Here is a 22,897-nt window from a genome sequence, read left to right as displayed (position 1 = left end):
ATGCACGGAATCAAGCAAATAGCTCGTTGTCCGGGGAAGGGCGTTTCCCTCCCCGCCGGGGGCAGGGGAGGGGATCAAGGGCCGCTGGTCAGATGGCTCCCTTGTCCGCATCTGCGGGCCGGGGCATGTTTTCCATGCGGATGAAGCGGTTGACGGCATTCAAATAGGCGCGGGCGGAGGCTTCGATGACGTCCGTGGACGCACCCTTGCCCACAATGGGCTTGGGCAGGCCGAAGTCCACATGTACCGTGACTTCTCCCAGGGCGTCCTTGCCTTCGGAAGCGGCGTTGACGCTGTAGCCCTTCAGGGTGCCTTTGCGCTTGGTGATGCGCTCAATGGCCTTGATGACGGCATCTACCGCTCCGTTGCCCGTGGAGCTGTCTTCAAACTTTTTTCCTTCCTTGACCAGTCCGACCGTAGCCGTGGGGCGGGCGTGGCTGCCTGCCACGAATTGCAGGAAGTCCAGTTCCCAGAGGCCGGAGGAAGCGTGCAGGGAGTCGTCCACAATCGCGGAGAGGTCGTCGTCATAGACGAATTTTTTGGAGTCGCCCACTTTTTTGAAACGCTCAAAGACGGTGTTGACTTCCTCCTCCGTCAGCACGTGGCCCAGCTGCTCCAGCCTGGCCTTGACGGCGGCGCGTCCGGAGTGCTTGGTCAGCGGAAGTTCCGTGGAACCCCAGCCGACAGCCTGCGGGTCCATGACTTCGTAGGTTTCCCGGCAGTTGAGGATGCCGTGCTGGTGGATGCCGGAGGAGTGGGCGAAGGCGTTTTCCCCCACGATGGCCTTGGAGCGCTGTACCTGCATGCCGCTCATGCGCGCCACAATGCGGGAAGTGCGGACGATTTCCTTGATGTTGATGTTGTCCCTGACATTGCCGAACTGGTCGGAACGGGTGCGCAGAGCCATGATGACTTCTTCCAGAGCCACGTTTCCGGCGCGTTCGCCAATGCCGTTGATGGTGCCTTCCACCTGCCGGGCTCCGGCGCGGATGGCGGCCAGGGAGTTGGCTACGGCCAGCCCCAGGTCGTTGTGGCAATGCACGGAAATGACGGCCTTGTCGATATTCGGCACGTTTTCCTTCAGGTGGCGGATGATGCGGTAAAATTCGTCGGGCGTTGTGTAGCCGACGGTGTCCGGAATGTTGACGGTAGTGGCCCCGGCGTCGATGACGGTTTCCACGACCTTGGTCAGGAAGTTCAGGTCCGTGCGGGAGGCGTCTTCCGGGGAAAATTCCACGTCCTGGACGAATTGTCTGGCGCAGGACACGCCTTCCGCCGCCATGCGCAGGATTTCCGTTTCCGCCTTCTTCAGCTTGAACTGCATGTGCAGTTTGCTGGTGGCCAGGAAGATGTGGATGCGCGCGCGGTCGCCTGCCGGTTCCAGGGCCCTGGCCGCCGCTTCAATGTCCGCCTTGACGCAGCGGGCCAGCCCGGCGATGCGGCATTTCTTGATTTCCGTGGCGATGGTATGCACCGCTTCAAAGTCTCCGTCCGAGATGCAGGGAAATCCTGCTTCAATGACGTCCATTCCGAGTCGTTCCATTTGACGGGCCACTTCCAATTTTTCACGGAGGTTCATGGACGCTCCGGGGCATTGTTCTCCATCGCGAAGGGTGGTGTCAAAAAAATATACTTGGTCGGACATGATATGTATCAGTTAAGGGAAAACATGATAGTATGACTCTTCCATGAAAGCAAGCCCTACGCGGGTAATCTCCGGGCGCTCTCGTTTCAGGATAATGACAGGGCATGCCTTTGTCAGCCTGGGGACGCCTGCTATAGTGATGAGGTGAAAATCAGGTTTTACCTCAATGACCAGGCGGAGCGCACCATGGCTCTGTGGAGCGAATCCCGTCAGGCTTATCTGGTGGCGGATTCCGTGCTGAAGGAAGTGGACGCCTGCATTTGCGGGGATGCCGATTCCACAGGAGAGGAGGGGAGGCGGATAGCGGAATTCCTGGATAATCCGGCCGCCAAGGCTGTAGACCGGGACTGGATGATTGACACGGCGCTTCCCTGTTCCCCGTCCAAGCTGGTATGCCTGGGCAAGAGCTATGCCGACCACGCCCGGGAATTTGACGGCGCTTCCGTGGAGGAGCCCGCCATTTTCCTGAAAGCCACTTCCGCCATTACTTCCTGCTGTGACGTGGTTCTGTACCCTCCCGGCTGTGACAAGCTGGATTATGAAATAGAGCTGGCCGTCATCATCCGGAATGTGTTGAAAAACGCCACCCGGGAGGAGGCTGCCCGCGCCATCAGCGGCTATACCCTGATGTGCGACTATTCCGAGCGGGCCAACCAGCTTGAGCACGGCGGCCAGTGGACCAAGGGAAAGAGCTACGACAGTTTTGCCCCGGCGGGCCCCACCTTCATTTCCGCGGAGGAACTGGGCGACGGTTCCGGAGTGCCTCTGGAATTAAAGGTAAACGGGGAAATCCGCCAGCAAGGCAATACAGCCGGACTAATCTGGCCCGTACCGGAACTGGTCGCGTATGTCTCCCGCTTCATGACGCTGTGGCCCGGCGATGTCCTTTCCACCGGCACGCCGGGCGGCGTGGGGATGGGAATGAAGCCCCCCCGCTATTTGAAGCCGGGGGATGTGGTGGAGTGGGGGAGCCCCGCCTTCGGTTATGCGTCCCAGGCCGTGGTGATTGACGATGAAGCATAGGAGGAAAGTTTTACCGCATTTCCCCCTGTTCCAATTTGACGTGATTAATTTCAGGCGGCAGGAAGATGAAAAGGATGAAAAATGTCGTGCCCTATGTGGTGATGGTGACCGGACTGACCGCCATATTCGTGTGGTCCAAGTGGAGGCAGGCGGAGAACCGCGAGGTCCGGGCCGTATCCGTCGTAACCCCCGCTCCGGCCGCGGACGGCATCATGCTGATCGACGTCCGGACTCCGGAGGAATTCCATGCCAGACACAGAGACGGCGCAGTAAATATCCCCGTGGATGAGGTGGAAACGCTGGCACCGCAATTGGTACCGGACAAGGATACCCTGCTTCTTTTATACTGCCGCACGGGTAAGCGTGCGGACCGTGCCTTGGAAATCCTGAAAAAGATGGGTTATAACAGGGTGGAGAATTTGCACCGCCTGGATATGTAGGCTTTCTGCTTGAAAGCGTAAAGAGGGGGGCTTTCTCAGGCATTCTTTTTCAAAGCTCTATTTTTCCGCGGGCATCGTTCCCTCCTGCCGTCGCCTGCTAATTCCAAATGTTTTATTTTCAGGGCATTCTGCCCTGATGTGTTCGTAAACAGGCCCCCCGGAAGTTTTTCCGGCCATTCGGAGAAACGGCCTACGTCCCCATTTCCATTCCGTGGATCTTCGTCCATGGCCGGGACATTTGTTCCTGTAGTGCGGACATTGACTGCGGGCGCAGCCTCGACGGTCCGGAGAATGTCAGGAGAATTCTTTCTCTATTGAGTGATGGCGCGGAGGATGGGGACATTATTCTCAAGGTTGAACCTGATACGGCTGTTATTGGCCGTTCATGGCTCCAGCCCATGCTGGTCAATCCTGAGATTCTTTCACCGCCTGCGGGTCACCTATCAGACCGCTTTCAGTTGTTGCTGCACCGTCCGGGGATCACGGCGGCTAAAGGGCTTTTCTCCATCAGCGGATGTCCTTTGTTATCCCAGATTGCCATGCCCAGCCCGTTGGTCTTGAGGAAATCATCAAATCCGCGGCAGTGGGCCGTTCTGCTGCCGCTTGCAGTCAGGGTGCCCCCGGAGGATTCCGTCTCAAAAACATTACGGTCGTTTTCCTGTTTTACGGATTCCAGTTTGAGCTTGCCGGGGACGGCTTTCAGAGCGGGGACTCTACGTTTTATGACTGAACGGATAGCGTACCGTTCTTCCAGTGAAAGAGAGTAACTGACATGCATGCAGCATAGAGTCGGCAGCGTACTGATCAAGGTGCGCAAAGAAAAGTCGCCATCCTGGTGGCAACAAAAGAATGCTCCATTTTATTTTCAGGATTTTCAGCCTTTGTTTCCGATTTCCCCGGAAAAGCAAAATCCCCCGCATGGGTGAATGCGGGGGAAGCTGCCGATTGGCAAGGAAGAATTATTCCGCCTTGGGCTTGGGTTTGCGCGGCGCCCTCTTGCGCGGCGTTTTTACCTTTGCAGCGGGTTTGTCGGCAATGTGAAGGAAATTGAGCGTTTCCGCCCCGTCCGTTTGCACGGCTTCGATCTTGTCTCCGGTCTTCACGTCTCCACGCAGCAGCGCTTCCGCCAGCGGGTCTTCCAGCAGGCGTTCGATCGCGCGGCGCATGGGGCGCGCTCCGTATTGCGGATCGTACCCGTTCTTGATGATCAGGCTCAGGGCTTCCGGGCTCAGGGACAGGGTGATGTCCTTGGCCTTGAGGCGGGAGATGAGCTTGTCCGCCTCCAGCTGCACGATATGTTCCAAATCGTCCCGTTCCAGCATGCGGAAAACGGAGATTTCGTCAAAGCGGTTGAGGAATTCCGGACGGAACTGTTTGCGCGCTTCCTCCAGGATTTTTTCCCTCATGGCGGCGTAGTCCGCCTTGTCGGAGGTCATGGCCCCGAAGCCCATGGTGCTCTGCCTCTTGGCGGAGGCGGCCCCCACGTTGGAGGTCAGGATGATGATGGTGTTGCGGAAGTTGATCTTGCGGCCCAGGGAATCCGTCACGCTACCTTCCTCCAGAATCTGGAGAAGCAGGTTCATGACGTCCGGGTGGGCTTTTTCTACTTCATCAAACAGGATGACGGAGTAGGGCCTGCGGCGCACGGCTTCCGTGAGCTGGCCGCCTTCGTCATGGCCTACGTAGCCGGGAGGCGAACCAATGAGGCGGGACGTGGTATGTTTTTCCATGTACTCGCTCATGTCCACCTGGATCAGCGCGTCCGCGGTGCCGAACATGATTTCCGCCAGGTTGCGCGCCAGGTAGGTCTTGCCTACGCCGGTAGGACCCAGGAAAAGGAAGGAGCCGATCGGGCGGCGCGGGTCCTTGATATCCGCGCGGCTGCGCCGCAGGGCGCGGGCGATGGCGGAGGCCGCCTCGTCCTGGCCGATGACCTTGCTTTTCAGTTCTTCCTCCATGCGCAGAAGCTTCGTGGTTTCCTTTTCCTCCATCCGGGCCAGAGGGATGCCGGTCCATTTGGAGAGAACGGCCATCACGTCTTCTTCCGTGACGGGGACGTAGTTGGTCTCGTAAGATGTGCGCCAGGCGTCCAGCATGTTCTGAAGTTCCCTGCCTGCCTGCTTTTCTTCGTCGCGGATATGGGCCGCTTCTTCAAAAAGCTGTGCGTCCACGGCCTGGTTCTTGCGCTCCTTGAGTTCCTCAATGTGGATCTCCATCTGGCTGATATTGTCCGGCCGGGTCATTTGGGAGACGCGCTTGCGCGCTCCCGCCTCGTCCAGGATGTCGATAGCCTTGTCCGGCAGGAAGCGCCCCGTCAGGTAGCGGTGGGAGAGCTTGGCCGCAGCTTCCACGGCGTCCTTCGTGTAGTGGACCTTGTGATGTTCCTCATACTTGGGCTGGATGCCCGCGAGTATCTTGATGGTATCCTCCACGGAAGGTTCCCCCACCTGCACCTGCTGGAAGCGGCGTTCCAGGGCGGCATCCTTCTCAATATGCTTTCTGTACTCATTGAGCGTGGTGGCGCCGATGGCCTGGAGCTCCCCGCGGGAAAGGGCGGGCTTAATGATGTTGGAGGCATCCATGGAGCCTTCCGCGGAACCGGCGCCTACGATGGTGTGCAATTCGTCGATGAAAAGGATGACGTTGCCTTCCCGGCGTATTTCGTCCATCACGGCCTTGAGCCGTTCTTCAAACTGGCCGCGGTACTTGGTGCCTGCCACCATCAGCGCCAGGTCCAGAGAGATGACCCTCTTGCTGCGCAGGAGTTCCGGAACGTGGCCCTGGGCTATTTCCTGGGCCAGTCCTTCTACAATGGCGGTTTTGCCCACCCCGGCTTCCCCGAGCAGAACGGGGTTGTTCTTGTTCCGGCGGCATAGAATCTGAATGACGCGCTCGATTTCCGAGGAGCGGCCGATGACGGGGTCCATCTTGCCGTCGCGGGCAAGCTGGGTCATGTCGCGGCCAAACGCCTGGAGGGCGGGCGTCTTGGACTTTTGCTGTCTGGAATAGGCCGGAGCGGTGGGTTCGTCTGACGGGATGGCGGGGGAGTCGTTTTCCTCCTCCTCGTCATCGTCGTCCGGAATGATGTTGTCTTCATCCGCATCCATTTGGTATTTGGGCGTGAGCACGTCCAGCAGTTCCCGGCGGGCCTGTTCCAGATCCACGCCGAAATGGCGCAGAATCTGTCCGGCCACGCCGTCGCCGTCGCGGATAAGGCCCAGAAGAAGATGTTCCGTTCCCACGTAGGTATGGTTGAGTTCCTGGGCTTCCCTGTTGGCCAGGGCCAGGACCTTGCGCACCCGGGGGGTATAGGGAATGTTGCCTTCGGCCTGGGGTTCCGTGCCCCGGCCTATCTGCTGCTCCACCTGCTGGCGCACGGCGTTGAGTTCCACCCCCAGGTTTTCCAGGATGGTGACGGCCACGCCCTTGCCCAGCTTGAGGAGGCCGAGAAGAAGGTGTTCTGTTCCTATGTAGTGATGATTGAAGCGGTCCGCTTCCCGGCGCGCGTGCGCCAGTACTTGTTGCGCCCTGGGCGTAAAGTTATTCATATATTATGGAAAATGTTTCTTGGTTGCATTAGCTTCCGGAAAGTTCCTTCCGGATGATGTCCGCGCGGATCTGGTCCCTGTTTTCCGAGGTTGTCTGTTCCGTGGTGGACAGGCGCGCCAGATGGGCCGGCTGAATGTTGAGTATGGTTTTATTGACGTGTTTCAATGCCTGATGGGAAAAAATGTCCAGAGACGCTCCCATCCGCAGGAAGGAGAGCAGTCCCAGCGCCTCCTGGGTGGAAAGCAGGGTGGCGTTGGTCAGCAGCCCGTAGGCGCGGGAAACGCGGTCTTTCACCTGAAGGGAGGCGGACTGGAGCAGCTTTCTGCGGGCATTCCATTCCTGGTGCGCAAGATCGGACGTGAACCGGGTCATGCGTTCCACGATCTGTTCTTCGCTGTCGCCCAGCGTGGACTGGTTGGAAATCTGGAACAGGTTACCGGTGGCTTCCGTGCCTTCACCGTACAGCCCGCGCACGGTAATGTTGAGCTGCACCGCCGCTTGGACGACCTGCTGCATCTGTTCGGAGATGACCAGGCCGGGCAGGTGCATCATCACGGAGGCCCTCATGCCCGTACCCAGGTTGGTGGGGCAGGCAGTGAGGTAGCCCAGGCGCGTGTTGTATGCGTACGGAAGCTTCTCTTCCAGCCCGGAGTCTATCCTGGACACGGCGTTCCATGCCTTCTTGAGCTGGATTCCGGGAAGGATATACTGCAGGCGCAGGTGGTCCTCTTCATTGAACAGGATGCAGGCATTCTGGTTGCGGGAAATGAGTACGGCGCAGCCTTCCGAACGGGCGGCCAGCTCCCGTGAGATGAGGTGGCGTTCCACCAGCAGCTGCTTCTGCTGCTGGTTCAATTCGGAAAGTTCCGCGTAATAGCCGCCTTTCATGGCGGGGAGCTGGCGCGCCTCCGCAGAGGTAAGGGCCAGGGTGTCCGCGCGCTGCTGGCGCGTGGCCCAGCCGGGGAAGGGGGTAGCCGTCAGATTCCGTGCCAGGCGGATGCGGGAGGTGAGCACGATGTCGTGCTCGTCTTTGGATTCCACCATCCACTTGGCGGGATTGTTGAGTAAATCGTCAAAGAGCATGAAGGTTAATTGGTCGGCGTACGCAGTTGTTTGATTTGATCGCGCAGCTTGGCCGCCCGTTCATAATCTTCCCTTGCTACTGCCAGAGAGAGTTGTTGTTCCAGGTCGCTGATTGTTTGAGTTTCCGTTTCACGTTTTTCCGCTCTTGCGGGCGTTTTGCCGTGGTGGTGGGAGTCCGGCTGTATCTGGGCCAGGAGGGGCAGGATTTCTTCTTCAAAGACGTTGTAGCATTCACTGCATCCCAGGCGGCCCACATTCTTGTAGTCCTGGAGAGTAAAGGAGCAGATCGGGCAGTTGGTCAGGGGAAGGGACTGAAGCGCCGGAATGGGCGCGGGAGAGTCTTCTCCTCCTTTTGTGCCGAATTGCCCTTGAAGATTCGGAAACAGTTTTTCCGCCAGATCAAAGGCGTCCGGGTCCAGCAGGCCCCGCTCCTGGGCGCATTTGGCGCAGAGGCAGAATTTGGTGGACTTGCCGTTGATGATCTGTGTCAGGAACACCGTTGCCGGTGCAGAGCATATCTCACATTTTTTCACAACCCGCATTATAAGGCCGCGCCCTGTTTTGGACTAGAAGACTGCGTGTCATGGATTGTCATGAAAAAGGACCTTCTTATTGTAAAGAGGATGATTTCTTTCCGCGTTGTTTGAGTAAACCGCATCTGGAAGAATACAAATAGGCTACACAGAAGATCACGCCCAGTACCAGAATGATGGTTGCCCCCAGGTGCCAGCCGAGAGGAAAGGAGAGGTAAAAGGCGAGCACCGAGCCGAACGCCCCGATCAATCCGCCACCCCAGAAAAGATGGGAAGGCTTGTTGGTGAGCATGTAAACCGTGGCGGCTGGCCCCACGAGCAGCCCCAGCGTCAGAAACGCCCCCACGGCCTGGAGGGAGGAGACCAGCACCAGGATGATGAGGGTGAAGATGCCGTAACTGATCAGGCGCGAGGGAATGCCCAGGGTGGTGGCGATGTCCGGGTCGAACAGGTAAATCAGGATGGGGCGCCGGAAAAGCAGCAGCGTCAGCACGCTGGCGGCGCTGATGGCGAAGGCGATCCACAGGTCGGAATCCGACAGGCTCATGATGGAGCCGAACAGCCAGTCGTCTATCTTCTGCTGGAGACCCAGCCGGACCAGGACGATGAAGCCGGCGGCAAACGCCGTGGTATGCAGGATGGACAGGGCGGTATCCTGGTTCAGCCTGGACGTGCGGGACACGAACAGGGAGCCCAGCCCCACCAGCAGGGCGGCCACCACGGCCCCCAGCAGCAGGCTCCAGCGCGTCAGGCCGAACATCAGCACGGCCACCGCGATTCCCGGCAGCAGCGCGCAGGAGAGCGTGCCGATCTGCAGCGCGGATTTTTTCAGGATCACCAGCCCGCTGACGAAGCCGTTGGCAAAGCCGATCATGAGACACGCCAGCAGGGAGCGCTGGGCGATGGGTTCCCGGAGAAATTGAAGAAAGTCGTCCATAACGTGAAAAATTGTCCGGTCAGGCGTTCATTCCGTATGTTTCCCGTATCCGTTCCGGGGAAAGCACCTCCTGCGCCGGACCGAAAGCGACCAGGTCGCGGTTCATAAGCAGGACCGTATCAAAGATTTCCGCCGCCGTGTTCAGATCGTGGTGGGAGGCGATGACCAGGCGTCCTTCCCCGGCCAGGGAATCCAGCAGGCGTCCCAGGGATTGGCAGGCGGGGGCGTCCAGCCCCGTGAACGGTTCGTCCAGCAGGAGGACGTGCGCTTCCTGCGCCAGGGCGCGCGCCAGGAAGGCCCGCTGCTGCTGGCCGCCGGAAAGCTCGGAAATCTGGCGTTCCGCCAGGTGTTCCAGACCGAGCACGTGCAGGGACTTTTCCACAATCTCCCGGTCGTGCCCGGAGAATTTTTTCCACAGGCCCAGGGCCGGGTAGCGGCCCATTTCCACGAGAGCGCGCACGGTGATGGGGAAGGACCAGTCCACGTCGGAGCGCTGGGGCAGGTAGGCGATTTCCCTCGGCATGTCATGAAGGGGGTTCCCGTTCCACAGAATGTTGCCGGCATCCGGATGAATCAGCCCCGCCAGCGCCTTGATCAGGGTGGATTTTCCCGCGCCGTTGGGCCCCATCAGGGCCAGCGTGTGCCCGCAGGTGATGGAAAAGCCGATGTCGTGGAGGGCGAGCAGCCTGCCGTAATACACGGTGACGTTCTCCACATCCAGGCGGTGGCGCTCCGGATGGCTGGCATGAGCGCCCCAGCAGATGTGGTCCTGGGCGCAGTGAGGGGAGGGGGCGCTTATTTCCATGAGAAGGAGTACGTATCGTTCAATGAAGGGCCGAAGGACCACCGGGTGGCGGAATCGGCCTGCCTGCCCTCCGGTTCCAGCTCCAGCGTCACGGGGGTGTCCGGCGTGCCTTCCGGCCATTGGGCGGAAACGGTGAGCGTGGCGGAGCTTCCCTTCAGGGGAAGGCGGCACTCCACTTCTTCATGCAGCCCCGGATTCTCCGCCTTCCAGAGAACGGCGTCCCCGGAGGCTATGGAAATGTTCCTGGGCCGGTGGGCGCATTTGACCGTAATGACGGTGGGAACACCCGGAGCGGCAGTCTCCTGGGGGGGATGCGGGACGGCCTGTTCCGCCGGAGTGCCGGAAGTCATCTTGTAAAGCGCCAATCCCAGCAGGACGGCCCCCGCCAGGGCGGGAAAAAACTGTCTCAGGGGGGAACTGGTCATGGTTTCCGGGCCGGGGAAAGGGCTTCCTTGATAATCTGGACGTTCTGTTTGAACATGCTTTCAAAGTCGTGGCCGTCCGGGGACAGGCCGTCCGTATTGACGGGCTTGGCGACGGAAATGTTCAGGGAGTTGGCTATTTCATTCAGGCTCTTGGGATTGGAGGAGTATTCCGGAAAAACGGCCTTCACCTTCGCCTCCCGGAGTTTTTTCAGCGTGGCCGCCAGTTGGGCGGAATTCCCCTCGTCTTCACGGCTCACCCCCTGCATGCTGATGCTGCGGAAGCCGAATTCCCGGCAGAAATGGTTCATGGCCGCATGGCCGGTCACCAGGATGCGGTCCGCTTCCGGGATGCCGGAAAGCTCCGTTCTGGCCCAGGCGGAAAGACGGTCCATCTTCCGGTTCCATTGGGAAAGCCCGGCTGTGTAATCCTCCTTGTGGGCCGGGTCCATGTTGGCGAGTACGGCGGCCAGGGCGCGCGCGGCCCTCTTCATGTTGGCGGGGGTGTGCCACCAGTGGGGATCGTTGGGGCCGTGGGAGCAGGAGCCGTCTTCCGCGTGGTCGTGATGGTCGTGTTCCGCGGAATCGGCGGCTACGGGCACGTCCGGAATGGATGCCCCCAGGTCCAGAATCTGCGCCCCGGAGCCCAGGGCGTCTTTCAGCCGTGGAAGGTACGGCTCCAGATTCTTGCCGGAGGCCAGCACCAGCCGCGCCTGTCCCGCGGCGGCGATATCCTGCGGCGCTGGCTCGAAGCTGTGCAGGTTGCCGTTGGGTTTCAGCAAATCCGTAACCTGGACGTGGCTGCCGCCCAGGGCGCGCGCCATGTCCCCCAGCACGGGGTGCAGGGCCGCGATCTTCAAGGGGGGGGCTTCCTGGGCGCCCAGAGTACAGAACAGGCCCAGAAGACACAGAAAAGGAATTAAAACGCGCCGGAGCATGTTTTCCATTATGGTGCGCCCGGCAGGGGATGCAATGGTCAAATTTGTCTTCCAAAGTGAGATGACGCTAACTTTGGCGCGCCTTTCCTGCGTTCTTTCTTTTGCCCCTCATTTTCAAATTGAACTTCTGGTACAGGAAGGAGGAAACGAGCACGATGAAGGCCAGGCCCACGAGCGCGCCCACCCGGTAAAGCTGGCTGAGGCTGGAAATGTCGTAGCACACGGCCTTGAGCAGCGTGATGCCCAGCAGGGCGAGCCCCGCCATGCGCACCCTGGCGGACCTGATGTCGAACCCCGCGGCGATCAGGCACAGGGCGAACAGGCTCCAGGCCAGGGATATGGTAAGGTCCTGCGCCAGGCTGCGGCCGAACTGGATCAGCAGCGGATGGTCCCCCGGCGCGGCAAACCCGCAGGAAATCTCCATGTTCATCCAGATGAAAAGCAGGATGGCTCCGAAGATGTTCAGGGAAGGGATGAGGAAGCGGAGTCCGGAACGGCCGCCGGTGAGGCGGGGCATCACCTTTTTCTGCATCCACCACGCGCCGGCCATGCAGCAGAACACCAGCGTGGCGTATGTCAGGCGCAGTTCCGGCATTTGGCCCGGATCAAGCTGGGAAACCGTCTTGAACAGGCCGCTGTGGATGAACATGGCCGCCAGCAGGAAAAAGCCCGTCCAGGCCAGCTTGGCCTGGGGAAACTTTCCGCACAGCAGCAGGAGCGCGAAGCCTTCCAGGGACCAGGCCAGGGTCAGAGGCGTTTCGCTCCACTGGAAGCCGATGGCCAGGGTCAGCATGCCGATGGCCGTGCCGTAGTAAAAGGTGAGGACGGCGGACCGTTTCAGCAGTGTTTCGAAAGGAAGCCTTTGCAGGTACAGAGCCGTCAGGAAGGGGGAGACGGCGCAGAGAAGAGCGGCGGTGGAAGCCCAGAACCGGGTGGAGACGGGATGGTGGGACATTCCGTACTGGAACCAGACAAAATAGAAAAGAGGGATGCACAGGGCGGAGGCGCTCCAGGCCAGTAGTCCGTCGCGGAAGCGCCGGATCACGAACGAAGGAAGCAGGAACAGGAACGCGAAGACGAAAAACGGCACCCAAGGGTGGAATTCCTGATGCCATGCCGCCAGGGCAAAACCGCCTACGGCCACCATCAGGGCCTGTCCCCGGCTGTGCCGGACGGCCATCCAGCAGAAGACGCCCGCGATCAGTATGGCGTAAAAGGGAAGCGGGGAGTCCGGCCAGATGATCGGAAGCCACGCCAGGGCCGCCGCCGTGAAACAGGAGATTCTGACACCCGGATGCAGGTCGGCCAGGCAGGCCCCTCCGGACAGGGTGCGGGCGGACAGCACCTTGTAGGAAGCTGCGATCATGAATATGCCGAATATTCCGCGGAGAAGCTCGGAAAACCAGGGGAATTTTTCCGGTTTGGGATGTTCCGTAAAGGAGGCGCACAAGTAGCAAACGGTGAAGATGCCCACCGGCAGGAACCAGGACCAGTAGGTGCTCCTCGCCCTGGCCAGCGGAAAAAGGGCGATCATCGGGAACATCCCGGCCAGGAGCAGAAGCGCCCGGGAGGAAGAGGAAAGAGCCAGGGGATTGCCTTCCGCCTGCATCCGGAAAGCCGTCAGGCACGCCACGGCAATCGCCCCGAAAGCCAGCAGGAATGAAGAGCTTCCCGTGCCGGGGGCCTTCTTCTCCTGCCGGATGCCAGAGTACAGGCCGCAGCCGCAGTAGAGGAGCAGTGTGCAGAGGGAAAGCAGGGTGACGGCCGGAATGTGTCCGTTCGCGTTGTATTCGTCAAACCAGCCCATCAGCAGCAGCGTATAGGACGCGAGGCCGATGGCTCCCACTTTCGTCCAGCGCGTGAAAGCCAGCACGGAAACCAGCCCGGCGTTCAGAAGGGTCATGTACAGGAACAGGGAAACCGTGTGGTCCTGCCCGGTGGACAGGATGACCGGCGTGAGAAAACCGCCGATGATGCCCAGAACGGCAATGACCTGGAAGCGGAGCCGCACGGCCAGGACGAACGCAGCAGCCGTGGTGGCGGCCAGCAAAAGGGCGGAAACTGCCGTATTGAAAAAGGGCAGCGCATAAAACATGCGGCCCGCGCAGGTGGCCAGGTACAGCACCAGAATGCCGGTGGCGGTCAGGGTACCGGAAAGGGTGGGGTATCTTTTCTTCAGGCGCGAGAGGGCCGTTCCCAGCAGGGCAACGGCTGTCAGGTAGGTGAGGACGATTCTCCATTCCGGAGAAATCAATTCATTGTCAATGCTGTATTTGACAAAGAAACCCGTTCCCAGAAACAGGATGAATCCGCCGATCCAGGAAAGCAGCTTGGCTCCTATGAAATATTCCCAGGAAAAGGCGGGGGAAACGGCTGCCGGCTGTCTGGCCTTCCTGGGTGCGGGAGCGGGGGTCTCATAGGGGATGATGGCCGTGGCGGCCCGTGGCGGGGATGGCACGGGGCGCGGTGTGGCGGCTCCCGGTCTTGCAGCGTTCTGGGGTGTGCTTCCCGTAACTGATTTGCCGTAGGACATATGCATGTCCATATGCGCCTTGATTTCGGCAAGTTCGTTTTCCAGCTTGCGTACCTTGTGTTCCAGGAAAATGACCTGGCAGGCCTTCACAAACGTGAAAACCATGCCGGAAAGAAGGGCCAGCACAAGCAGTAAAATGAAAATTTCCATGGGGCAGGGGGGTAGGGAGAATGTATTCTACATGGGAAAAACGGGACTGCAAGACGCAAAAGGGGACATGTCCGGCTCTCATGAAAACGCAAATAGCGTCGGCCGGGCAGAGCCTGCGGATGGCATCTGTTCCGATGACAGGATTGATTTTCCGCAATCATTTAAAAACGAAGAGGGGTAGTTCCTCTGGAAAGGAATGGCCGTGTCGTACTCCTCTGGATATAAAACGGAAGGATGACTCAATAAGGTTTTTTTGCTGTTGTAGGCGGATAACGGATTTGTTATCATATTATACACATTAACGTGTAAAAAATTATGAAATTTACGATTCCTTTTTCATTGCGTCGCAGCCTCTTTGCGGGCTTCTTCATGTCCCTTTCCGCCTCCGCGGCAGACTATACCGTGGACGCTTCCCAGACCTCCGACCCTGGCCGGAAAGTATACCAGACGTTGGCGGAGCTGGCTTCAGCCGGAGTCCTGGCAGCGGGAGACACTGTCATTCTGAATAACGATGACTCCAGCCTCACTTCCAAGTTGCCCGTTCTCGTCAATTTCCGCTCCAATGATCCGGAAACGCCGCGTACGGTGGATCTGTCTGGATTGGGAAATACGCCTTTGTTTAGTCCGGCCAAAGGCAATTACACGCTGAATATGGAATCGGTCGTTTTTTCCAATGCTCCAGCCAGAGTATTTTTCTACAACAACAGCTCCAGCTCTGCTCCCATCTCCTTAAAAATTTCCGATAATGTCTCGTTTACGAAAAATTACAGCTCTGATAGAAATTCCTTCACCGCTAATGGATACGGTGGGGCGATTTGCCTGTACTCATCCGCGGCCACCGCACTGTCGATGGGAAACAACGCCATGTTCGCCGATAACCGAGCTGCCGGCAATGGAGGGGCGATTTCCATACACTCATATGGCAAAACCGCTTCGCTGACCATAGGGAACAACGCCGTATTCTCCGGAAATTACGCTTCCGGCAATGGCGGGGGTGCGGTTCAGGTGTACGGAGCAACTGGTTCCGCAGCGGTTATAGGAGACAACGCGACATTCACCGGAAATTATCTTTTAGGAGGTTACGGCGGCTCTGGTGGAGCCATTTATGTCGTCATGCCGGACAGCACAAACTACGGGGGAAACAGCCTTGTCATAGGCTCCAATGCCGTGTTTTCCGGGAATTATGTTTCCGGCCGTTACAGCAACGGCGGAGCGATTGCGCTTTCATCATCATCCCGTTCGGAGACTTCCTCGCTCGTTCTTGGCCCCGGCGCTGTATTCACAGGGAATTACGTTTTTTCTTCCGCCAGTCCGTCCTACGAAAGCATAGGCTCCGGGGGAGCGATATACATAACTTCATCAAGATATTCGAACATTACGGTGCGGGACGGAGCGACCTTCACCGGCAATTACGCGTGGACCAAAGGCGGGGCCATTCTTATGCAAGGCAGCTACGCAGGCAGTTCCAGCCAGTTCCTGGCTCTGACCCGTGACGTTCTTTTCAGCGGCAACATGACCGGCGGCACGTTTACCCGGCACTCTGACGGTTCCTTCTCCGTGGAAAACGGAATCGCCAACGCGATCCATATGGGAGGCGATCAGAGCATTCAGATGGCTGCTTCCGAAGGCAGGCAGATCCGTTTCAACGACCCCGTCACCAGTTCGGCTCTGAGTTCCAGCCGGGAAAACATCGCCTTTTCCATCAACCAGTATATGGATGGCGACAATCCCCGCACCACAGGCGGCACGGTCATCTTCAGCGGGGAGCTCTACCAGGGGGAAGATTCCCATCTGGTTGCCAGCCGTTATAATGACTTCAAGGGACAAACCACTCTCTACGGGGGTACCCTTGTTTTGGAACATAACGTAGTCTTCGGTAATTCCGACCTGAGGGAGGACACTTCCATGACCCTGGAAAACGGGACTCTGGAAATCACCGGCGGCAGCACGGTCAACGCCGCCTCCTTCACCGTCTCCCATGCGGATATTGTCCTGCGTCCGGGAAGCAGCGCCTTCATCAATGCCAGGGACGTGGATATTTCCCACGGTTTCATTTTCGACATGCAGAAACAGCTTCCGTGGGCGTCTTCCCCGCAGTCCTCCCGCGGGATTTCCATCTCGGCTGCGGATTCCTTCACGCTGGGCGGTTCCGTCGGTATTCTGGACAACGGCATATCCGCCGACTACTTTTATGCAGACAACTCCTGGGCACAGAAGCGTGTCTTCATTGTGCTTACGGACTCGGACAAGACGCATGAGGGCGACTTCTCCGGACCTTATTCTCTAGCTACTGGCTCCGAAAATGTGGATAGCCCCTATGCCTACACGGGCACCTGGAGCCACCAATGGCTGGACGCGGACGGCGACGGCTTTTCCGAACAGCTTCAGCTTGTCTGGACGCCCACGCCCGGGAAAGAGGATATTCAGGAAATTCTGCCCGAGCTGGCCGGCGACATGGCCCTGAACTCCATGTGGTCCTCCGCCTCCAATGCTCTCGGCATGTCGGGCGCCGCTCTCGGCAGCCTGGACGCTCTGCGTTTCCTGGCGGGGCCGGAAAACAACTACTGGGTCAAGGGGCTGGGAGATTTCCTCTTCCATGCCACCGAAGGCGGCCGGGACGGGTTTGACTACAACGGCGGCGGATATGCCGTGGGAGCGGACCGCAGGGTGGCGAAGAATACCATCCTGGGCTTGGGATTCGGCGATCTGTACGGCAGGTTGTACAGCCGTAGCTTTGTGGGAGACATTGGCCAGCAGAGCCGCATAGCCATGCTCTATGGAGGATGGTACAAAGACCTCGGCAGGAAGGACGCTCTCATGGTGACGGCCTCCGCTGGCTACGGTTGGACAGCCAACAGAATGAATTCCTTCCACACTGGCGGATGGTCTCGCGGAAAATGGACCAACCGCACCCTGGCCGCTACCCTCAACGGGAAGTGGAGCCGTCGGTTGAGTGATGTTCTGGCGGTGGATTTCAACCTTGGGCTGGAATACACGGACGTGACCCAGGGTTCGTTCACGGAAACGGGGTGGGACGCGCGCCGTTTTGAAAAAGGGCACTTGAAAAACCTGTCCCTGCCTGTGGGCGTGGGGCTGACCTGCTGCAGCGAACTGAAGGGAAGGGAATGGATCAACAGCGTGGCGGTGAGCTACCTGCCCGATGTGTACCGTGAAAACCCGAGCGCGCCTGCCCAGCGCCTGCTCAACGGTTACCGCTGGGAAGCCAGGGGAACGGCGCCCGACCGGAACGCGGTGAGGGTGAACGTGAACAGTGCGCTGCAATTGAATGCGCGCTGGAGGGCGTACGCAGGATACGAATTTGAGGGAAGAAACAAGGCTGTGGCGCACCGGTTCAACGCGGGAGTAAGCTTCGCCTATTGACGGCAGCCTGAAATGCTCTCCGGTTCCTTTTTTTCAGGGAAAAGGGCCGGATGGCGGCTCCCGTGATCCTGATGTTCCGGGAGGGATTCTGGAGGCATGGACGGCGTGTTCGTTCATGCCTCCGTCTTTCTTTTCGGTGACATGCCCCAGGCGGATACGGACGGTTTTTTCTTGAGATGGGCACTCTTTTCTGATTCCATTACCGAGCATTATCATGAATGGTTTTCAACTTCTTCAATGTGGCTTTGGCGTGGCGGCCCTGCTGGCGGGCCCCGTCATGGGCGCGCCTGCCGTTTATCCCGTTCCCCAGCAATCCAAACTGTCTTCCCAGACGGCGGCTTTCTCCGGGAAACCGGCCGTCGTGGTCCGTTCCGCCAGGACGCAGGGAGACAAACTGCTGGCCGGCGTGCCGGAAAAATCCGGCGCGTACAAGCTGGTGGTCTCCCCGCAGGGGAAGGTGGGCATCGGCGCCCATGACGAGCGCGGGGCGTTTTACGCCATGCAGACGCTGCGCCAGTTGGGCAAAAAGACCGGAAACGGCGACGCCGTGATGCTGCCCGTGGGAGAAATCACTGACTGGCCGGACATTGAGTTCCGCGGCACGGTGGAAGGATTCTACGGCACCCCCTGGAGCCATGAAGCCCGCCTGAGCCAGCTGCGCTTCTACGGGCAGAACAAAATGAACACCTACATTTACGGCCCCAAGGACGATCCCTACCATTCCTCCCCGCACTGGCGGGATCCCTATCCCGCGGACCAGGCCGCCCAAATCAAAGAGCTGGTGAAAGTGGCCCGGGAAAACCATGTGGACTTCGTCTGGGCCATTCACCCCGGCAAGGACATCAAGTGGACGGAGGAAGACATGAACAACGTCATCAAAAAGTTTGAGATGATGTACAAGCTGGGAGTACGCTCCTTCGCCGTGTTCTTTGACGACATTTTTACCGAAGGCAAGAGAGGAGACATGCAGGCCCTCCTCCTGAACAAGATCAACAACGAATTCGTCAAGGTCAAGAAGGACGTTACTCCCCTGGTCATGTGCCCCACCCAGTACAACCGCGGCTGGGCGGACGACAAGCCGGGAACTTACCTGGACATTCTGGGCGAACAGCTTGACCCCTCCGTCCATATCATGTGGACGGGCAACTCCGTGTGCCATGACATCACACTGGAGGGCCAGGAATGGGTGAACAAAAGAATCAAGAGGCCGTCCTACGTCTGGTGGAACTTTCCCGTTACGGACTACTGCCGCTCCAACCTGTGCATGGGCCGCGTTTACGGACTGCCCCAGGAACCCGGATCACGGGAATCCATGAGCGGGCTGGTCTCCAACCCCATGGACAAGCCGGAAGCCTCCAAGGTAACGCTCTTCGGCATTGCCGACTACGCCTGGAACATCAACGGCTTCAAGTCGGACGAAGCCTGGAAGGAGGGCATTGTGCGCCTCTATCCGCAGGCTGCGGAGGCCATGCAGGCATTTGTGGACCACAACTCCGACCAGGGCCCCAACGGGCACGGCTACCGGCGCGAGGAATCCGTGAACATAGCCCACGTGGTCAACCGCGTGCTGGAAGCCGCCCGGGAGGGCAAGGTGGTGAAATCGGACACAGCCCTGCTCAAAAAGGAATTCTCCCGCATGGCCGCCGCCGCTCCCGTCATACGGGAAAAGGTGGACAACCCCCGCCTCATGAAGGAAATTGGCGCATGGGTGGACGCCTTTGAACAACTGGGCATGGCCGGGCAGCACGCCGTGGCCGCTCTGGAAAGCAGCAATCCCAAGGCGGCCGTGACGAACTTGGTGAAAGCCACGCAGACGCTTGCGGCCATGGACCGCATCTCCCAGCAGCACAACCAGCAGGGGCAATTGTACCGTTCCGCGGTGAAAACCGGTTCCCGCGTAATGACACCCGCCGTCAATGAACTGGCGGACATCGTTTCCAGGAAAACCTTCCCGTCTCTTTCCGGAACGCCCGCCCTGTCCCCCAAGCCCCTGGTGAAGGGCGGCAGCATGGACAAGGCGGAACTCTTCTGTGACGGGGACCGCGGCACCTTCTGGCATTCCGGAGCTTATGGACAGCCGGGGGACTGGTACGGCGTGGACTACGGCATGGCTATCCCCGTCAGGAGCGTGGAAGTGCTGATGGGACGCAATGACAAGGACGGAGACTACGTGGCCAAAGGGCAGCTGGAAGCCACCCAGGACATGAAAACCTGGAAGCCCCTGGGACCGGAAACCTCCGGCATGCAGGTGGCGTGGCAGGCGCCCAAGCCCGTTTCCGTCCGCGCCGTGCGCTACCGCGTCATTGAACCTAAAAAGACGGACAACGGCCGTGGCGTATGGACGGCCATTCGTGAAATCTCCGTGAATGCGCCGGCCGCCGCCCGCGCTTCCTCCAATGTGGCGGGGCTGGAAGGCGTTTCCGTGCAGAAATCGGACAAAATCGTGCGGATCAGCCGTGTGATGGAAACCCATAAGATGAAGCCCGGAGAATTCATCGCCCTGGACCTGGAAGGGCCCACGGACGCCACCTGGCTGGAAATCAACCTGGAACGGGATGACGTGAACTCCTGGGCGGAAGTGGTGCTGGATGTGGAAGGGGCCGCCAAGCCCGTGGTGCAGAAGCTGGACAGGCAGGGCCAAAACTTCATTGCCAAGGCCAACCAGCTTCCCAAGGGCATCAAGGGCATGAAACTGGTCAACAAGAGCGGCAAGGAACAGGACGTGGTGCTGAACATGTTCAAATTCGACGTCCCCCCCGCCGATCCTGGAGCTAACCTTGCGGCCCTGAGCGACAGGAACCTGAAAACGGTGTACCGTGCGGACAAGCCTCTGGACGTGGTGATTCCCAATCTGGACAACCCCAGGGCGACCAAACTCGTCGTGGTAGGGTCCGCGGCATACGCTGTGCAGGCCCGCAGGGGTGAAGGCGCGTGGACGTCCGTAGGCAAGAAGGCCGCGGGAGCCGGAGCGGCGGAATTCGCCATTCCCGCCGGGACTACTGCCGTGCGCCTGTTCTACAACGCTCCCCAGAAGGATGCCGTGATCAATGAAGTGATCTTCTCTTCCAAAAAATAGGCGGTTTTATCCGTCTTCCGCAGGGCCGCCCGGATATTCCGGCGGCCCTGCTGCGTACCGGCATGACGACTCCGGCAGGCGGCCGGACCGGAATGGTGAGAAAAAGGCTGGTCGTGGCCGTATGCCTTTTCCATGCCTCGTAAAAACGGCCTGGAACTCTTCCGCGTAAAGGGCGCGGGGAATGAGGAGCGCATTCAAACGGCCAGCCGTGCCGGGTACATTCGGCAGCCGTCCCGGCTGAAACATTCGGAAACAACCTTGACCCTGTTGGCCGGAGGGTTAAAATATTGACATGACACCGGGCTTTCATTGGACTCTGCGCCCCTCCGTGAAGGAGGACGATCCGGCCCTGAAAGCATTCCCCGCGGAACTTCCCCTGCTGGTCAAGCAGCTCCTGCTCCAGCGCGGATTCAAGGGAGGCGCGGAAACGGAACTGTTTCTGGAACCCAGGCTCTCCCACCTGAGCGATCCTTTCCTGATGGGGGAAATGGGCGCCGCCGTGGAACGCATCTTCCAGGCCGTGGACGCGGGGGAAACCGTGTGCATCTACGGGGACTACGATGTGGACGGCGTCACCTCCGTGGCCCTGCTCAGGGCCATTCTGATGGCGTACGACCTGGACCCCCAGTACTTCATTCCCGTCCGTTCCCGCGAAGGATACGGCCTGAGCGAAGCGGGCATGGAACGCTGCCTGTGCGAATGCTCGGACAAGCCCAGCCTGCTCATTACGGTGGACTGCGGCACTTCCTCCGTCAGGGAGGTGGACATGCTCAACAAGCGGGGAATAGACGTCATCATACTGGACCACCACGAGGCCGGACCGCAGGGCAGGCCGGACGCCGTGGCGGTGGTCAATGCCAAAATAGAGGAAAACAGCCCGTACACCTACCTGTGCAGCGCGGGCGTGGTTTTCAAGCTGGCGCACGCCCTGCTCAAGGTGCGGAAATTGAAAACCTTTGACCTCAAGCTCTACCTGGACCTGGTTGCCGTGGCTACCGTGGCGGACATCGTCCCCCTGGTGGATGAAAACCGGATTCTGGTGCGCCACGGCCTGGGCAGGCTGGCCCACAGCCGCCATACGGGGCTGAAAACCCTGACGGAAATAGCGGGCATCCGCCCCTCGGACGCCGCCAGCCATGCCGGATTCCTGAACGCCGCGCACGTGGGCTTCCGGATCGGGCCGCGCATCAACGCCGCCGGGCGCATGGACTCCCCCATGGATGCCCTGGAACTGCTGCTGACCATGGACAACAGGCGCGCCGTCCAGCTCGCCCAGATGCTGGACTCCCATAACCGCAAGCGGCAGGAGGAGGAGGAGGCTATCAGGACGGACGCCGTCCAAATGCTCCACAACTCCTTTGACCCGGAGCGGGACAACGTCATTGTACTGGGCTCCCGCGCGTGGCATCCCGGCGTGGTGGGCATTGTGGCCTCCCAGCTCATGCGGCGGTACCACAAGCCGACCTTCGTCATCGCCTTTGATGAAAGCGGGGTGGGCAAGGGCTCCGGGCGTTCCATCCCCGGCGTCTCCCTCGTGCAGGCCATCCATCAGTGTGCGGACACCCTCGTTTCCGGCGGCGGCCATGACATGGCGGCGGGCCTGGTGATTGAGGAATCCCGCATGGACGACTTCCGGCGGGCCTTCAACCGCTATGTTTCGGAGACCACCACGGAGGAACAGCGCTGCCCGGTGTTGAACATAGACATGGAAGTCTCCTTCCAGGCCCTGACTCTGGACCTGCTGGACAGCTATGAAAAGCTGGAACCCTTCGGCAACTCCAACCCCCAGCCCCTCTTCATGAGCTCCGACGTCTTCCCCACGGAGCCGCCCAAGCGCGTGGGAACCAACCATCTGAAGCTCTTCATGCGCCAGGGCATGGTGGAACGGGACGCCATCTTCTTCAACGGCGCGGAACGGGAACTCCCCGAACCGCCGTGGGACATCGCCTTCACGATTGACCGGAACGTTTACCGGGGCAGGGCCTCCCTGTCCATTTCCATTCAGGAAATCCGTTCCCACCGGGAAATGTGATTCGTCTTCCGGGTCCTTTTTCCCTGCAGGGGTAAAAGTATCATTCCCGAAATGCGCCTTTCCGCGCGCCGCAGGCTTGACAACAATCCGGCGGAAGTGCATTGTCTGGCCTGTTCCGCCCATTCGGGGAGGATTTGTTGTAAAAATAGGCAAGATGAATACCCTGTTCCTGCAAGGTCGTCTATTGCTACTTCTCGGACGGTAGTCCGTGAAGATATCTTGATATGCGCCGGTGAGCCGTTCCGGCGCGAGGGAAGTAAACGGCTGGTCTTGATTTGCGCCAAAGGAATGATTCCGGAACAGGAACATTTTCCGTGCGCAGTTTCCGAAGGAACGAACACTTAACATTT

15 protein-coding genes are annotated in these 22,897 nt (G+C 59.4%); 5 read left to right on the top strand and 10 right to left on the bottom strand.

The window, feature by feature from the left end; genetic code table 11:
- Positions 1-88: 88 nt before the first annotated feature.
- Positions 89-1,645 carry a 2-isopropylmalate synthase gene (locus V3C19_RS08200; RefSeq protein WP_295933968.1) on the bottom strand — a complete coding sequence of 519 codons (1,557 nt, stop codon included), beginning with the start codon at positions 1,643-1,645 and terminating at the stop codon, positions 89-91.
- Positions 1,646-1,789: 144 nt separating this feature from the next.
- Here V3C19_RS08200 and V3C19_RS08195 point away from each other — a divergent pair, with 144 nt between their 5' ends.
- Both V3C19_RS08195 and V3C19_RS08190 read left to right on the top strand, forming a co-directional pair.
- Positions 1,790-2,668, top strand: a complete 879-nt coding sequence (locus V3C19_RS08195) for a fumarylacetoacetate hydrolase family protein (protein ID WP_130083811.1) — start codon at positions 1,790-1,792, stop codon at positions 2,666-2,668.
- Positions 2,669-2,733: 65 nt separating this feature from the next.
- Positions 2,734-3,108 (top strand): rhodanese-like domain-containing protein, encoded by a 375-nt coding sequence (locus V3C19_RS08190; protein WP_202975652.1) that lies wholly within the window; start codon positions 2,734-2,736, stop codon positions 3,106-3,108.
- A 454-nt stretch (positions 3,109-3,562) separates the two neighbouring features.
- Here V3C19_RS08190 and V3C19_RS08185 read toward each other — a convergent pair whose 3' ends face one another.
- From V3C19_RS08185 to V3C19_RS08145, 9 genes are all read right to left on the bottom strand, one after another.
- The gene (locus V3C19_RS08185) at positions 3,563-3,925 is read right to left on the bottom strand and encodes a hypothetical protein (RefSeq protein WP_149876140.1); all 363 of its coding nucleotides are present in this window, start codon (positions 3,923-3,925) and stop codon (positions 3,563-3,565) included.
- A gap of 142 nt (positions 3,926-4,067) precedes the next feature.
- Positions 4,068-6,656, bottom strand: a complete 2,589-nt coding sequence (locus V3C19_RS08180; protein WP_130083809.1) for an ATP-dependent Clp protease ATP-binding subunit — start codon at positions 6,654-6,656, stop codon at positions 4,068-4,070.
- A 28-nt stretch (positions 6,657-6,684) separates the two neighbouring features.
- Positions 6,685-7,740: a protein arginine kinase gene (locus V3C19_RS08175; protein WP_302388970.1), complete on the bottom strand. Its 1,056-nt coding sequence runs from the start codon at positions 7,738-7,740 to the stop codon at positions 6,685-6,687.
- 5 nt (positions 7,741-7,745) lie between these two features.
- Positions 7,746-8,237, bottom strand: coding sequence for a UvrB/UvrC motif-containing protein (locus V3C19_RS08170; RefSeq protein WP_067952166.1), 492 nt, complete (start codon positions 8,235-8,237; stop codon positions 7,746-7,748).
- 112 nt (positions 8,238-8,349) lie between these two features.
- Positions 8,350-9,210, bottom strand: coding sequence for a metal ABC transporter permease (locus V3C19_RS08165; protein WP_130083807.1), 861 nt, complete (start codon positions 9,208-9,210; stop codon positions 8,350-8,352).
- 19 nt (positions 9,211-9,229) lie between these two features.
- The gene (locus V3C19_RS08160; protein WP_218957821.1) at positions 9,230-10,015 is read right to left on the bottom strand and encodes a metal ABC transporter ATP-binding protein; all 786 of its coding nucleotides are present in this window, start codon (positions 10,013-10,015) and stop codon (positions 9,230-9,232) included.
- A complete protein-coding gene (locus V3C19_RS08155; protein WP_130083806.1) occupies positions 10,006-10,440 on the bottom strand; it encodes a hypothetical protein in 435 nt (144 codons plus the stop codon). The genes V3C19_RS08160 and V3C19_RS08155 overlap by 10 nt, the downstream gene beginning before the upstream one ends.
- Positions 10,437-11,375 carry a metal ABC transporter substrate-binding protein gene (locus V3C19_RS08150; RefSeq protein ID WP_330937067.1) on the bottom strand — a complete coding sequence of 313 codons (939 nt, stop codon included), beginning with the start codon at positions 11,373-11,375 and terminating at the stop codon, positions 10,437-10,439. The genes V3C19_RS08155 and V3C19_RS08150 overlap by 4 nt, the downstream gene beginning before the upstream one ends.
- Positions 11,376-11,442: 67 nt before the next feature.
- On the bottom strand, positions 11,443-14,058 hold the full coding sequence (locus tag V3C19_RS08145; RefSeq protein ID WP_295933992.1) for a DUF2339 domain-containing protein: 2,616 nt from the start codon (positions 14,056-14,058) through the stop codon (positions 11,443-11,445).
- 315 nt (positions 14,059-14,373) lie between these two features.
- Here V3C19_RS08145 and V3C19_RS08140 point away from each other — a divergent pair, with 315 nt between their 5' ends.
- The 3 genes from V3C19_RS08140 (at position 14,374) to recJ (ending at position 22,547) form a co-directional block, all read left to right on the top strand.
- Positions 14,374-17,439 carry an autotransporter outer membrane beta-barrel domain-containing protein gene (locus V3C19_RS08140; protein ID WP_295933995.1) on the top strand — a complete coding sequence of 1,022 codons (3,066 nt, stop codon included), beginning with the start codon at positions 14,374-14,376 and terminating at the stop codon, positions 17,437-17,439.
- Positions 17,440-17,653: 214 nt separating this feature from the next.
- Positions 17,654-20,515 carry a beta-N-acetylglucosaminidase domain-containing protein gene (locus tag V3C19_RS08135; protein ID WP_295933998.1) on the top strand — a complete coding sequence of 954 codons (2,862 nt, stop codon included), beginning with the start codon at positions 17,654-17,656 and terminating at the stop codon, positions 20,513-20,515.
- A gap of 292 nt (positions 20,516-20,807) precedes the next feature.
- The gene (gene recJ / locus V3C19_RS08130; RefSeq protein ID WP_130083800.1) at positions 20,808-22,547 is read left to right on the top strand and encodes a single-stranded-DNA-specific exonuclease RecJ; all 1,740 of its coding nucleotides are present in this window, start codon (positions 20,808-20,810) and stop codon (positions 22,545-22,547) included.
- Positions 22,548-22,897 lie beyond the last annotated feature (350 nt).

This window comes from Akkermansia sp. AE01SA01 (assembly GCF_036417395.1).
Classification (GTDB): Bacteria; Verrucomicrobiota; Verrucomicrobiia; order Verrucomicrobiales; family Akkermansiaceae; genus Akkermansia.
Note: the sequence above shows the minus strand (reverse complement) of the source record. Positions and strands in the feature narration are given on the sequence as shown.